The organism is Pseudomonas sp. TMW22090, assembly GCF_022496665.1.
Classification (GTDB): domain Bacteria; phylum Pseudomonadota; class Gammaproteobacteria; order Pseudomonadales; family Pseudomonadaceae; genus Aquipseudomonas; species Aquipseudomonas gregormendelii.
Genome location: NZ_SCFH01000001.1, coordinates 456,659 through 469,816, shown reverse-complemented (window position 1 = coordinate 469,816; position 13,158 = coordinate 456,659). Strand labels below are relative to the sequence as shown.

10 protein-coding genes and 2 riboswitches are annotated in these 13,158 nt (G+C 63.2%); of the genes, 6 read left to right on the top strand and 4 right to left on the bottom strand.

Annotated elements, in window-relative coordinates:
- Nucleotides 1–2 precede the first annotated feature (2 nt).
- A complete protein-coding gene (locus tag EQV97_RS02200) occupies nt 3–1,550 on the top strand; it encodes an MFS transporter (protein ID WP_122840632.1) in 1,548 nt (515 codons plus the stop codon).
- A gap of 86 nt (nt 1,551–1,636) precedes the next feature.
- A complete protein-coding gene (poxB, locus tag EQV97_RS02195; RefSeq protein ID WP_240888295.1) occupies nt 1,637–3,361 on the top strand; it encodes a ubiquinone-dependent pyruvate dehydrogenase in 1,725 nt (574 codons plus the stop codon).
- A gap of 125 nt (nt 3,362–3,486) precedes the next feature.
- Here poxB and EQV97_RS02190 read toward each other — a convergent pair whose 3' ends face one another.
- From EQV97_RS02190 to cobW, 4 genes are all read right to left on the bottom strand, one after another.
- Nucleotides 3,487–4,227: a VWA domain-containing protein gene (locus EQV97_RS02190; RefSeq protein ID WP_240888294.1), complete on the bottom strand. Its 741-nt coding sequence runs from the start codon at nt 4,225–4,227 to the stop codon at nt 3,487–3,489.
- Nucleotides 4,152–5,150 (bottom strand): AAA family ATPase, encoded by a 999-nt coding sequence (locus tag EQV97_RS02185; RefSeq protein ID WP_240888293.1) that lies wholly within the window; start codon nt 5,148–5,150, stop codon nt 4,152–4,154. Before EQV97_RS02185 ends, EQV97_RS02190 begins: the two co-directional genes overlap by 76 nt.
- Before the next feature lie 67 nt (nt 5,151–5,217).
- On the bottom strand, nt 5,218–9,045 hold the full coding sequence (cobN, locus tag EQV97_RS02180) for a cobaltochelatase subunit CobN (protein ID WP_240888292.1): 3,828 nt from the start codon (nt 9,043–9,045) through the stop codon (nt 5,218–5,220).
- A gap of 3 nt (nt 9,046–9,048) precedes the next feature.
- Nucleotides 9,049–10,110, bottom strand: coding sequence for a cobalamin biosynthesis protein CobW (gene cobW / locus EQV97_RS02175; protein ID WP_122840637.1), 1,062 nt, complete (start codon nt 10,108–10,110; stop codon nt 9,049–9,051).
- Nucleotides 10,111–10,209: 99 nt separating this feature from the next.
- Nucleotides 10,210–10,424, bottom strand: a riboswitch (cobalamin riboswitch).
- 189 nt (nt 10,425–10,613) lie between these two features.
- A riboswitch (cobalamin riboswitch) is annotated at nt 10,614–10,843 on the top strand.
- 118 nt (nt 10,844–10,961) lie between these two features.
- On the opposite strand from cobW, the gene EQV97_RS02170 reads away from it, so the two are divergent.
- The 4 genes from EQV97_RS02170 (at nt 10,962) to cobM (ending at nt 13,115) form a co-directional block, all read left to right on the top strand.
- On the top strand, nt 10,962–11,153 hold the full coding sequence (locus EQV97_RS02170; protein ID WP_045057575.1) for a CbtB-domain containing protein: 192 nt from the start codon (nt 10,962–10,964) through the stop codon (nt 11,151–11,153).
- 11 nt (nt 11,154–11,164) lie between these two features.
- Entirely contained in the window at nt 11,165–11,872 is a 708-nt protein-coding gene (locus EQV97_RS02165; RefSeq protein WP_225569920.1) for a CbtA family protein, read from the top strand.
- Nucleotides 11,869–12,282, top strand: a complete 414-nt coding sequence (locus tag EQV97_RS02160; RefSeq protein WP_240888291.1) for a cobalamin biosynthesis protein — start codon at nt 11,869–11,871, stop codon at nt 12,280–12,282. The genes EQV97_RS02165 and EQV97_RS02160 overlap by 4 nt, the downstream gene beginning before the upstream one ends.
- 80 nt (nt 12,283–12,362) lie before the next feature.
- Complete coding sequence (gene cobM, locus EQV97_RS02155) at nt 12,363–13,115, top strand: precorrin-4 C(11)-methyltransferase (RefSeq protein ID WP_240888290.1); 753 nt, start codon at nt 12,363–12,365, stop codon at nt 13,113–13,115.
- Nucleotides 13,116–13,158 lie beyond the last annotated feature (43 nt).

Genomic DNA, 13,158 nt, shown 5'->3' with positions numbered 1-13,158 from the left:
CCATGCTCGTCAAATCCCGGGTCAGCCCACGCCTGACGTTACTTACAGCCTCAGGCGTTTGCTCATTGATCGTCCTCGACACCAACATCGTCGCCGTCACCTTGCCTACCATTGCCCGCGACCTGGGGGCCAATTTTGCCGACATCGAATGGGTAGTCAGCGCCTACATGCTGGCGTTCGCCGCCTTGTTGCTGCCGGCGGGCAGTCTCGCCGACCGATTCGGCCGACAGAAAACCCTCCTGTGGGGCCTGGGCATTTTTATCCTGGCCTCTATCGGTTGCGGGGCCGCACCCAGCGCTTTGGTCCTGGACATCGCGCGGGCGATCAAGGGCGTTGGCGCAGCGCTGCTCCTGACCTCGGCCCTGGCGTCCATCGGCCATACCTTTCACGATGAGGTGGAACGGGCCAAGGCCTGGGCGTTCTGGGGTGCCTGCATGGGCGTGGCGATGACAGCCGCACCGACCCTCGGCGGGCTGATCACGGAAGCCATTGGCTGGCGCTGGATTTTCTACCTCAATCTGCCGGTGGGAGCGTTCCTGATGGTGATGGTGTGGCGCGCTGTTCCCGAATCGCGCGACCCGCAGTCCGCTCGTCTGGACCCTTGGGGGAGCCTGGCCTTCAGTGCCAGCCTGCTGTGCCTGATCTGGGGGCTGATCGAGGCCAACCGCATTGGCTGGAGCAATCCGCTGACCTACGCCCGGCTCATCGGCGGCGCTTTATTGATGGGGGCGTTTGTGCTCATCGAGCGCATGCAGCAACGGCCGATGGTCGACCTGCAACTGCTCCGCCACCCGCGCTTTATCGGCGCCCTGCTTGGCATGTTCGCCTACGCCGGTTGCGCCCAGGTGATGATGACGCTGCTACCGTTTTATCTGCAGAACGGCCTCGGCTTATCTGCCATCAGTTCGGGTCTGGGCATGTTGCCGTTTGCCGCGACCATGCTGATTTTCCCGAAGGTCGGCGCGCGCCTGGCCACTCAATTTACGCCGGGCGCTTTGATGGCGACCGGGCTGGCCCTGGTCGCCAGCGGCAACCTGTTGAGCGCGTTGGCCGTCAGCAGCGCCAGCTACCTGCCTTTTGCCCTGGCGATTGCAGTCACCGGTGCTGGCGCCGGGTTACTCAATGGCGACACACAGAAAAACATCATGGCGTGCGTGCCCCGCGAACGCACGGGGATGGCATCGGGCATGAGCACCACCATGCGCTTCAGCGCCATCGTCCTGGCGATCGGCGTGTACGGTGCCCTGCTGTCGAGCCACTCCTCGCAGGTTTTGCACGCTGAACTGGCGAACCAGGCTCCGCAATGGCTGGAGCACACTCAAGGTATCAGCTCGAGAGTGGTCGCCGGGGACATGCCGGCAGCCATGAGCCTGCTGCCCGAGGCCGCTCGCACGTTGGTGGAGCCTCTGGCCCGTCAGGCATTCATCAGTGGTTTCAGCTTGTTGTTGCTGGTTGCCGGGCTATTAGCGGGATTGGGCGCGCTGGTAGTCGGCACCTTGATGCGTCACCCGATTCCGGCGCAAAGCGGTTTGTCCCTGAGCGCGAAATAAACAGGGGGAGTCATGACCGGTATTGAGTTGTCCTCTTTTAACCCGAGGACAACTCATCGCTCGATTTTTGGAAAACGGAGTACCCCATGGCGAAAATCACCCTTGCCCAGCAACTGGCAACCACCCTTGAACAGGCCGGCGTCAAGCGCATCTGGGGCCTGACGGGCGACAGCCTCAACGGCCTGACCGAAGCGCTGCGCACCATGGACAGTATCGAGTGGATGCACGTGCGCCATGAGGAGGTCGCCGCCTTCGCCGCCGGTGCCGACGCGGCGGTCACTGGCGAACTGGCGGTGTGCGCCGGCAGTTGCGGGCCGGGTAATCTGCATTTGATCAACGGGTTGTTCGACTGCCACAGGAACCACGTGCCCGTGCTGGCGATTGCCGCCCAGATCCCATCGTCGGAGGTCGGCCTTAATTACTTTCAGGAAACCCATCCCCAGGAACTGTTCAAGGAGTGCAGCCATTTCGTCGAACTGGTGAGCAACCCGGCGCAGATGCCCCAAGTGCTGCACCGGGCGATGCGCAGCGCAATCCTCAACCGCGGCGTGGCGGTGGTGGTGATTCCTGGTGACGTGGCGTTGCAGGAAGTTGACGACGCCTTCAAGCCCTGGCCCGCGCTCGCCCAACCGCGCATCCTGCTGGCGCCCCATGACCTCGATCGACTGGTCGAACTATTGAGCCAAAGCAAGGCCGTTACCCTGATGTGCGGTGCCGGCTGCGCGGGCGCCCATGATCAAGTGGTGGCCTTGGCCGACGCCCTTGGCGCGCCAGTGGTGCATGCCTTGCGCGGCAAGGAACACGTGGAGTGGGACAACCCGTTCGACGTGGGCATGACCGGCCTGATTGGTTTCAGCTCCGGTTACCACGCCATGCTCAACTGCGACACCCTGGTGATGCTCGGCACCGACTTTCCTTATCGCCAGTTCTATCCCACCGACGCAACCATCATCCAGATCGACCACGACCCGCAAGCCCTCGGGCGGCGCACGGCCCTGGACCTGGGCATAGTTGCCGACGTCAGCGAGACGCTCGCGGCCCTGTTGCCACGCCTGCCCTATCGGGCTGATCGAAGCTTCCTGGAGTCGTCACTCAAGCATTACGCAAAAGCCCGCCAGGGCCTGGACGACCTGGCCCAGCCGTCGGCGCCAGGGCGTCCGATCCACCCGCAGTACCTGACCCGCCTGCTCAGTGAACTGGCAGACGAAGACGCGATTTTCACGGCTGACGTCGGCACGCCAACGGTGTGGGCTGCACGCTACCTGAAGATGAATGGCCAACGACGCCTGCTTGGCTCCTTCAACCACGGTTCTATGGCCAACGCGATGCCGCAAGCGATCGGCGCACAGGCAGCCTTCCCGGACCGCCAGGTGATTTCCCTGTCGGGTGACGGTGGTTTCAGCATGCTGATGGGGGATTTCATTTCCCTGGCGCAACTCAGGTTGCCCGTGAAAATCATCGTCTATGACAATGCCTCCCTGGGCTTTGTCGCGATGGAAATGAAGTCCAGCGGGCTGCTGGATACGGGCACCGACCTGCACAATCCGGATTTCGCGGCGATGGCCAACGCGATGGGCATCCTCGGGATTCGCGTCGAGGCCAGCGAAGACCTGGACGCGGCATTGCGTCGGGCACTGGCGCATGACGGGCCGGTACTGGTGGACGTGGTGACCGCAACCCAGGAACTGGCGATGCCGCCGACCATCAAGCTGGAGCAGGCCAAGGGTTTCAGTTTGTACATGCTCAAGGCGGTGATGAGCGGGCGTGGGGATGAGGTGATCGAGTTGGCGCGGACTAATCTGTTTCGTTGAGGGCCGGTTACGCCCTGTAGGAGCTGGCTTGCCAGCGATGGTCGTAAACGATGACACGGGGCGGCGGGATGAACCGGTCAGGCCACGAGATTAAAAGATCGCAGCCTCGTTTCTATCGGCAGCTCCTACAGGGGGACCAGTTCGTCGATGTGGCGGTAGTCGATGGTTAAGTCTGCGGCCAATTGTTTCGCTCGTGCCAAGCGAATCGGGCCGCGCTCTATGTCGATCAGCAGCCCGGGGCACTTGAGCGACGTCAGTATCGGCCACTCCTTCAACCGCCCATCGGTGACCAGCAATAGCCGCTGTTGCTCGGCTGGCAAGCGCTTTTGACGGGTAGCCAGCCATTGTTCCGCCTCGGACAGTGCTGCCAGCAAAGGTGTGCCGCCTCCGGCACCCAATTGATCCAGCCAGGCGTGCAAACCGCTGGACGCCTTTAAACCTTGTACCTGCCAGGTCGGGGTCGTACCGCTGGCGGTCAGCAGCGCCAGCCTCGCACGCTGGCGATAGGCGTCATCAAACACCTGCGCGAGCAAACCCTTGGCATCACTCAGTGCCTGGTGGCGACGAGTGGACGCAGAGGCATCGACGATCACCAGCCACAGTTCATGGGGCGAGCGAGTGCGCGCCTGGAACTGCAGGTCAGCACGCTGGCTCGGGCGCCCATTGAGCAAGGTGCCCGGCCAGTTGACCGAACCTTCGCGCGTCACCCGCTGCGGGCCTTGCTTGCCGCTGTCGAGATGTCCCGCGCGGGCTTTGGCATTCGCCCCCGCTGCAGATCGAGGGCGAATGCCTAGGGCTTTTTTGGCCAGCTCGGTACTTCGCGGCGAGCGCCAGTCGGCAATGCCTGGGCGGGCATTTGGCCCCATTGCCCCTGCCCTTCGCCTGGCTGCGAACCCTGGCTTGTGGGTGGCTGGCTTGCTTGCGGCGCGGGTGGTGTGTGTTCGCGCCGACGATGGCGCAGGGCGAACTCGGCAACCGCTTCAATATCTTCTTCGCCTATCCCTTGCGCACCGCGCCAGGCCGCGTGGGCCCGGGCGGCACGCAACCAGACGAGATCAGCGCGCAAGCCATCGACGCCGGCAGCGAAGCAGCGCTCAGTGATTTTGCCCAAGGCCTGGTCATCCAGAGGAATGCTGGCCAGTACACTCCGGGCCTGCTCACAACGCTCGCGCAAGGCATGCTGGGCGGCTTCCCATTCGGCGCAAAACGCCGCGGGATCATGATCAAACGCCAGGCGCCGGCGAATGATTTCGCCGCGTTCGGTGGGTACAGCATGGCCACCGAGAGCAACGTTCAGGCCGAAGCGATCGAGCAACTGCGGACGCAGCTCGCCTTCTTCAGGGTTCATGGTGCCAATCAGGACAAATTTCGCCGAATGCCGATGGGAGATGCCATCGCGTTCTATCAGGTTGATGCCGCTGGCCGCCACGTCGAGCAACAGGTCCACCAGGTGATCGGGCAGCAGGTTGACTTCATCGACATACAATACGCCGCCGTCGGCCTTGGCCAGGACCCCTGGCGAAAATCGCGCGCGGCCTTCGTTCAGTGCCGCATCAAGATCTAGAGTGCCGACCAGGCGCTCTTCTGTCGCACCCAGCGGCAGCGTGACGAACAGGCCGCTGGCAAGCAGGTCCGCCAGGCCACGGGCCAGGGTGGACTTGGCCATGCCCCGGGGGCCTTCGATCAACACGCCGCCGATCTTCGGGTCGATGGCGGTGAGGCACAGGGCGAGCTTCAGATCGTCGGCGCCGACCACGGCGGATAAAGGAAAATGCGGTGTTTCAGTCATTAGTCAGTCTCGGTCATGGTCGCAGTATCGCGAGCAGGCTCACTCCTACAGGGGGGTAATGGCAGTCTCAAGTATCTTCTTCAATGTCCAGCAGCAGATTCTCCAGTGCCTCCTGGTACTCGCCGGGCTCTTTCCACATGCCGCGCTGCTGCGCCTCGAGCATGCGCTCGGTCATGTCGCGCAGGGCATGGGGATTGTGCTCGCGCACAAACTCGCGGGTCGCCGGGTCCAGCAGGTAAGCATCGGCGAGCAACGCGTACTGGTGATCGTCAATCAACTGCGTGGTGGCGTCGAAGGCGAACAGGTTGTCGACGGTTGCCGCCATTTCGAACGCGCCTTTATAACCGTGGCGCTTCACCCCGTCGATCCACTTGGGATTGGCTGCGCGGGAGCGAATAACCCGGTTGAGTTCTTCCTTGAGGGTGCGGATTTTCGGCAGATCGGGCTGGCTGTGATCGCCGTGATAACTGGCCGCCGCTTCCCCGCTCAGGCTTTCGACGGCAGCGAGCATACCGCCCTGGAACTGATAGTAGTCGTTGGAATCGAGCAAATCGTGCTCACGGTTGTCCTGGTTTTGCACCACAGCCTGGACCTGACTCAGGCGCTGGGCGAACTGTGCCCGGGCGGCCGTTCCTTCGTCTGAACCGCCATAGGCGTAGCCGCCCCAGTTCAGGTAAACCTCGGCCAGGTCTTCGCGGCTTTGCCACAAGCGACCCTCGACCGCGCCCTGCACACCAGCACCATAGGCCCCCGGTTTCGCCCCGAAAATACGCCACCCTGCCTGGCGGCGCGCAGCCTCCTGGTCGAGACCCGCCAGCAACAGGGTTTCCCGCTCGGCACGCACCTTGGCAGCCAGTGGGTTGAGGTCGTCGGGCTCGTCGAGTTCGGCAACCGCTTGCACGGCGGCATCGAACAGCCGGATCAGATTGGCGAACGCATCGCGGAAGAACCCCGACACCCGCAACGTGACGTCCACCCGAGGGCGGTCCAGCAGGCTCACTGGCAGAATTTCAAAGTCGTCAACCCGCTGGCTGCCGGTGGCCCACACCGGTCGCACGCCCATCAGGGCCATCGCCTGGGCGATATCGTCGCCACCGGTGCGCATGGTCGCAGTGCCCCAGACCGACAGGCCGATCTGGCGCAGGTGATCGCCATGGTCTTGCAGATGGCGTTCAAGGATCAGGTTGGCCGACTGGAAGCCGATGCGCCAGGCGGTGGTGGTCGGCAGGTTGCGTACGTCTACCGAGTAGAAGTTGCGACCCGTGGGCAGCACGTCCAGTCGTCCACGGCTGGGTGCACCGCTTGGGCCGGCGGGGACGAAGCGGCCGTTCAATGCATCGAGCAGACCGCGCATCTCTGTCGGGCCGCAGGCGTCCAGGCGGGGGGCGACGGCTTCGCGCAGGTGGTCGAGGATGGCCGACACTTGCCCCCAGTTCTCACCTGGCGGGAGCGAATACGCTGTGCCAGGCAAATCAAGGTTGACTGACACTGCGTATTCGCGAGCAAGCCCGCTCCCACAGGTGGTCTGCTCGATCAGTTGGGTGGCGAACAGTTCCAGGCGTTCGCGGGTGTCGCCCGCCGTGCGCCATGTATCATCATTGATGGATTGCAGTTCAATGGGACGCGGCCCGGTCCAAGGCTCGGCCAATGCACAATCCAGCGGATCAAAGCCCAATTCGAACGCCTTCGCCAGCGCTCGCAACACGCTCGACTGGGCACCGCGTCCATCGCCACGAGGAATACGCAGCAACGCCAGCAAGGTGTCGATGCGCAACCGCCCGCTCGGCGACTCGCCGAAGATGTGCAGGCCGTCGCGGATCTGCGACTCCTTCAGATCACACAGATAGGTGTCCAGGCGCGGCAACCAGATCGCCGCATCGGCATCACTGTCCAGCTGTTCGTCCAGCTGCAGCTCACGGTCGATATGGCTGTCGCGCACCAGTTGCAGGATGTCGCGTTGCAGCTCCCGCGCCCGACGGGGGTCGAGCAGCTGCGCATCGTAGTACTCGTCGGCGAGCAGCTCCAGGTTGCGCAGCGGGCCATAGGTTTCGGCGCGGGTCAGCGGCGGCATCAGGTGATCGATGATCACTGCCTGGGTGCGCCGCTTGGCTTGGGCGCCCTCGCCCGGGTCATTGACGATGAAGGGATAGATGTTCGGCAACGGCCCGAGCAGCGCGTCCGGCCAGCAATGCTGCGACAGCCCGACACCCTTGCCCGGAAGCCATTCGAGGTTGCCATGCTTGCCGACGTGAATCACACCGTGGGCACCGTAGGTGTTGCGCAACCAGAAATAGAACGCGAGATAGCCGTGCGGCGGCACCAGGTCCGGGTCGTGGTACACCGCGCTAGGGTCAACCTGATACCCCCGAGCCGGTTGAATGCCGACAAAGGTCAGGCCAAAACGCAGGCCGGCGATCATCATCCGGCCGCTGCGGAACATCGGGTCCTTTTCTGGCGCCCCCCAACGCTGCAGCACGGCCAGCCGGTTGGCCTCGGGCAGCGCGTTGAACATCACCAGGTAATCATCCAGCCCGAGGCTTTGCTGGCATGGACGCTGATCAATGGTGTCGAGGTCATTGCTGACGCCGCCGAGCAGTTGCTGGATCAGCGCGGTGCCGTTTTCCGGCAGTTGATCCGGCAGCGGATAACCTTCCTGGCGCAAAGCGCGCAGGATATTCAGCGCCGCCGCCGGCGTATCGAGCCCGACGCCATTGCCGATGCGACCATCGCGGGTCGGGTAGTTGGCCAGGATCAGCGCAATGCGTTTTTCGCGGTTGGGTACTCGGGCCAGATCGGTCCAGCGCCGCGCCAGTTCAGCGACGAAATCCATTCGTTCAGGTTGCGCGCGGTAGCACACCACGTCGGACTGGCTGCGCTCGCTGCGCCACGCCAGGTCCTTGAAGCTGATCGGTCGGCTGATGATCCGCCCGTCCAGTTCCGGCAGCGCAATGTGCATCGCCAGGTCCCGCGGGCCGAGACCCTGGTCGCTGGCTTGCCATCCGGCCTCGTTATCCTGGGCGCAAATGGCCTGGATCACCGGGATATTGCGGCGAAACGGCCGGATATGAGGCGCTTCAGGACTCGATTGGGCAAAGCCGGTGGTGTTGAGAATCACCGAGGCGCTGACTTCGTCCAGCCAGTCCTCGACCACCGCCAGGCAGCCGGGTTCTTTCAGACTGGCCACGGCGATCGGCAGCGGGTTCAATCCCGCCGCCTGCAAGCGCTGGCAGAAAATATCGATGAAGGCGGTATTGGCCGCCTGCAGGTGCGAGCGATAAAACAGCACGGCGGCCACGGGCTGACCGGCCTGCCAGTCGGCATGCCAATCGGCTGGTACAGCTGGACTTCGGTGCGGATGGTAGATCGCGGTGCGTGGCAAAGCCCGCGGCTCGGCCCAGGGGTAGTCGCGTTCCAGCCAACGACTGGCCAGGCAGCGAAAGAAATCCAGGGCATTGCCCAGACCGCCCTGGCGTAGAAACTGCCAGAGCCGGTCGCGGTCTTCGGCGCCCACGGTACTGAGGTCGCTGAGTTCCGGGTCGGGACGGTCATCGCCTGGCACCAGAATCAGTTGCACGCCCCGTTCGGACAATTGCACCAGGCGCTCGACGCCATAACGCCAATAGGCGATGCCGCCGTGCAGCGAGATCAGAATCACCTTGGCATGGCGCAGCACTTCATCGACATACAGGTCGACCGAGGCATGATTCTGCACCTGCATCGGATTGGCCAGGCGCACGCTTGGATAGTCGTCGGGCAACTGCTGCGCGGCTTCGGCGAGCAACGCCAGGCTGGAGTCGCCGCTGCACAGGATCACCAGCTCCGCAGGGGTCTGTCCAAGATCGGCAATATTGTCATCCGAAACGAAACCGCCGGGCTGGGTCCTGAGCAGGTGCATGGCTTATACGCTGAGCGCGGCGCGCAGTTGTGCTTCGAGTTGGGCGGCGTCCAGCTCCTGGCCGATCAGCACCAGGCGGGTGGTGCGCGCTTCATCGGCGCCCCATTGACGGTCGAAATGCTTGTCGAAACGCGTGCCCACGCCCTGGATCAGCAGGCGCATCGGTTTGTTCGCAATAGCTGCGAAACCCTTGACCCGCAGGATGCCGTGCTTGACTACGAGTTGCGTCAGGGCGTCCAGCAGCAGGCTTTCATCCGACTGGGGCAGTTCGATGGAGATCGAATCGAAGGCGTCGTGATCGTGATCGTCTTCACCTTCGTGGTGATGATCGTGATGGCTGTGACGGCTGTCGATGTGTTCTTCGGAACCGGCACCCAGGCCAATCAGCACGTCCAGGGGCACACGACCGCTGCTGGCTTCGATGACCTTGACCGCTGGCGGCAGTTCTTCGGCGACTTCCAGGCGCACCCGGGCCAGGTCTTCCGGGCTGATCAGGTCGGCCTTGTTGAGGATGACCAGGTCGGCGCTGGCCAACTGGTCGGCGAACAGCTCGTGCAGTGGCGACTCGTGATCCAGGTTCGGGTCGAGTTTGCGCTGGGCGTCAACCTGGTCAGGGAAGGCGGCAAAGGTGCCCGCCGCCACGGCCGGACTGTCGACCACGGTGATCACGGCATCGACGGTACAGGCGCTACGGATTTCCGGCCACTGGAAGGCCTGCACCAGGGGCTTGGGCAGGGCCAGCCCGGAGGTTTCGATCAGGATGTGGTCGAGGTCGGCGCGGCGGGCCACCAACTCGCGCATCACCGGGAAGAATTCTTCCTGGACGGTGCAGCACAGGCACCCGTTGGCCAGTTCATAGACACGCCCGCTGGCTTCTTCCTCAGTGCAACCGATCGAGCACTGCTTGAGGATTTCGCCGTCGATACCCAGCTCGCCAAATTCGTTGACGATGACCGCGATGCGCCGGCCCTGGGCGTTGTCGAGCATGTGCCGCAGCAAGGTGGTCTTGCCCGAGCCAAGGAAGCCGGTGACGATGGTGACGGGAAGTTTGGCCAGTGTTTTCATCGGATGCCCTTTGGCAAGGTGGCGGGCATACGGGACGACAATCGCTGCGACTGGAGCGCGCGCGGGAGAGTTCGCCACCGGATCACCCCGCCCGGTTGTAGTGAGAATCTGTATCGAGGCAGGTCTCCTGGCTGACGGCGTGCCGGGCATTCAGCCTGGCATTCGCTGCGCCTTCCCGCGAACCCGTTGCACAGGTGTTGCAGTGGCGTGGCAGCGAACATCACCGTTCACAGTTGCGGGGGCAGCCGCGGCATTGACCGCGTTCCCTTCTTAGCTTCGGCCAACGCCGAAGAACCTCGAAAGCGCAAGGCTACGCATCGTATCGGGGCGGGTCAATGCTCCTGCGGTAAACGCTATCCCCTGCAGGAGCTGCCGAAGGTTGCGATCACTTGATTGTCTATCAACAGCCAGATCAAAAGATCGCAGCCTTCGGCAGCTCCTACCGGGGCCAATCCCCAATTGAGAACCTCTGCCAATTGACGCCAATCCCCGCCCCATGCTCTCCTACGCAACTTGTTACGGGTGCCCTTCACAGGGTGAAACGGGAAACCGGTGAATCATGTGCTTTACTAGAAGCTCATGTCAGTCCGGTGCTGCCCCCGCAACGGTAAGCGAGCGAAGAGTCAGATCCACTGTGCCAGCCGTACGGCATGGGAAGGCGACTCTTGCAGGTACAGGCGCAAGCCCGCACCCCTCGCGAGCCCGGAGACCGGCCCGCAACACATGGCGAACATCAGGTTCGCCGACCAACAAACCCGCGGTGGGCGGGCGCTGTTTGAGCCTCTGCGTGCCCGTTCGCAGGGGTTTGCCATGCGCTCCATAACCCCGCTGACAGACCAGAGGGAAGCGCCATGTCGACCATCAGCACCACCGGTAGCCGTACCACCAGCAGTACCACGACCCTGACCCAACGCCTGACCGCCGCTGTTTTCGCGTCGATCCTGGGCGCCGGCCTGGTGTATTTTGCCGGTTTCTCGCACATCGAGGCGGTGCACAACGCGGCGCACGATACCCGTCACAGCTCCGCGTTCCCGTGCCACTGAGACCTGCCCAGATGATCAAGCGTATCGCGCAAACCGCAGGTTTTACCGGGTTGCTGGCCGCCCTGCTGCTGACCCTGCTGCAAAGCCTCTGGGTCTCTCCGCTGATTCTGCAGGCGGAAACCTACGAACAATCCGAACCTGCCACGGTTCAAGTCCACGAACACGCAGCCGGCGCTACCGCAGCGCACAGCCACGACGCTGAAGCCTGGGAACCGGAAAACGGTTGGCAACGCCTGCTGTCGACCACTGGCGGCAACCTGGTGGTCGCCGTGGGTTTTGCCCTGATGCTGGCCGGCCTCTACACCCTGCGCGCGCCAACTCGCACGTCCCAGGGCCTGCTCTGGGGCCTGGCCGGCTACGCGACGTTCGTCCTGGCGCCAACCCTGGGCCTGCCGCCTGAATTGCCGGGCACTGCAGCGGCCGACCTGACCCAGCGCCAGATCTGGTGGATTGGTACAGCCGCTTCCACAGCGGTCGGCATTGCCTTGATCGTCTTCAGCCGTCACTGGCTGATGAAGGTCCTTGGCGTGGCGATCCTGGCCGTGCCACACGTGATCGGGGCACCACAACCCCAGGTGCATTCGATGCTCGCGCCAGAGGCATTGGAAACCCAGTTCAAAATCGCTTCGCAGTTGACCAACGTGGCGTTCTGGCTGGCACTGGGCCTGATCAGCGCCTGGCTGTTCCGGCGCAAAAATCCGGATCATTACCCGGCATGACCCAAGCTGGCAAAGTGCCGACGCTGGTCGTCGGCCTTGGCTGCCAGCGTGGCTGCCCTGTCAGCACGCTGCGGGCGCTGCTGGACCAGGCGCTGCAGGCCCATTCTATCGAGCTCGAGCAGATCAGTGCCTTGGCCAGCATTGACCTCAAGCGTGAAGAGCCAGGCCTGATTGAGCTCGGCGTCCAGCTTGGGCTTGAGGTGCAGTTTTTCAGCAGTGAGGCACTGGCCAGGTATTCGGGCCAGCTCAGCCATCACTCGGACATCGCCTTCGAACGTACCGGCTGCTATGGAATCGCTGAAAGCGCTGCCCTCGCCCTGGCCGAACAGTTGGCCCGCACCCCGGCAGAACTGTTGATTTCACGACAAAAATACGCCCAGGCCACCCTCGCATTGGCCCGCGCCGTTTAAAATCCCCGATAATCCCATGTCTGATCATGAGCAATCTTCATCTGAAGCCTGCCCATGTCGCTTTTTCACAGGATACGACGATGACCGTCTACTTCATCGGCGCCGGCCCCGGCGACCCGGAACTGATCACCGTCAAAGGCCAGCGCCTGATTCGCAGCTGCGCCGTCATCATTTATGCCGGCTCGCTGGTCCCCGCCGCCGTGCTGGAAGGCCACCACGCTGAACAGGTGGTCAACAGTGCCGAACTGCACCTGGAACAGATCATCGAACTGATCAAGGCCGCCCACGCCAAGGGCCAGGATGTGGCAAGGGTGCATTCCGGCGATCCGAGCCTGTATGGCGCCATCGGCGAACAGATTCGCCACCTGCGCGAGCTGGACATTCCCTTTGAGATCATTCCCGGGGTGACGGCCACGGCAGCCTGTGCCGCGCTCTTGGGTGCTGAATTGACCCTGCCGGACGTTTCCCAGAGCGTGATTCTGACCCGCTACGCCGACAAGACGGCGATGCCGGCCGGTGAAGAACTGGCCAGCCTGGCACAACATGGCGCGACCATGGCGATCCATCTGGGGGTCAGCCACCTGCGCAAGATCGTGTTGGAATTAATCCCGCATTACGGTGCCGATTGCCCGATCGCGGTGATTCACCGGGCGAGCTGGCCGGACCAGGACTGGGTGGTGGGGACTTTGGCAGATATCGCCGGGAAGGCTGAAGCCAAGGGCTTTCGGCGTACAGCGCTGATTCTGGTGGGTCGGGTGTTGGGCAGTGATCAGTTCAGCGAGTCTTCGCTGTATCGTGCGGGGCATGCGCATCTGTACAGGCCCCGAGAATAGAAGGTCTTTTGGCTTCCGGCATAAAAAAACGGCACTCACGGGT

Coding starts and splice junctions, on each gene's coding strand:
- EQV97_RS02200 (WP_122840632.1), top strand. CDS start 3: ATGCTCGTCAAATCCCGGGTCAGCCCACGCCTGACGTTACTTACAGCC.
- EQV97_RS02190 (WP_240888294.1), bottom strand. CDS start 4,227: ATGGGGCCAAATGCCCGCCCAGGCATTGCCGACTGGCGCTCGCCGCGA.
- cobM (WP_240888290.1), top strand. CDS start 12,363: ATGACCGTCTACTTCATCGGCGCCGGCCCCGGCGACCCGGAACTGATC.
- EQV97_RS02165 (WP_225569920.1), top strand. CDS start 11,165: ATGATCAAGCGTATCGCGCAAACCGCAGGTTTTACCGGGTTGCTGGCC.
- poxB (WP_240888295.1), top strand. CDS start 1,637: ATGGCGAAAATCACCCTTGCCCAGCAACTGGCAACCACCCTTGAACAG.
- cobW (WP_122840637.1), bottom strand. CDS start 10,110: ATGAAAACACTGGCCAAACTTCCCGTCACCATCGTCACCGGCTTCCTT.
- EQV97_RS02170 (WP_045057575.1), top strand. CDS start 10,962: ATGTCGACCATCAGCACCACCGGTAGCCGTACCACCAGCAGTACCACG.
- EQV97_RS02160 (WP_240888291.1), top strand. CDS start 11,869: ATGACCCAAGCTGGCAAAGTGCCGACGCTGGTCGTCGGCCTTGGCTGC.
- cobN (WP_240888292.1), bottom strand. CDS start 9,045: ATGCACCTGCTCAGGACCCAGCCCGGCGGTTTCGTTTCGGATGACAAT.
- EQV97_RS02185 (WP_240888293.1), bottom strand. CDS start 5,150: ATGACTGAAACACCGCATTTTCCTTTATCCGCCGTGGTCGGCGCCGAC.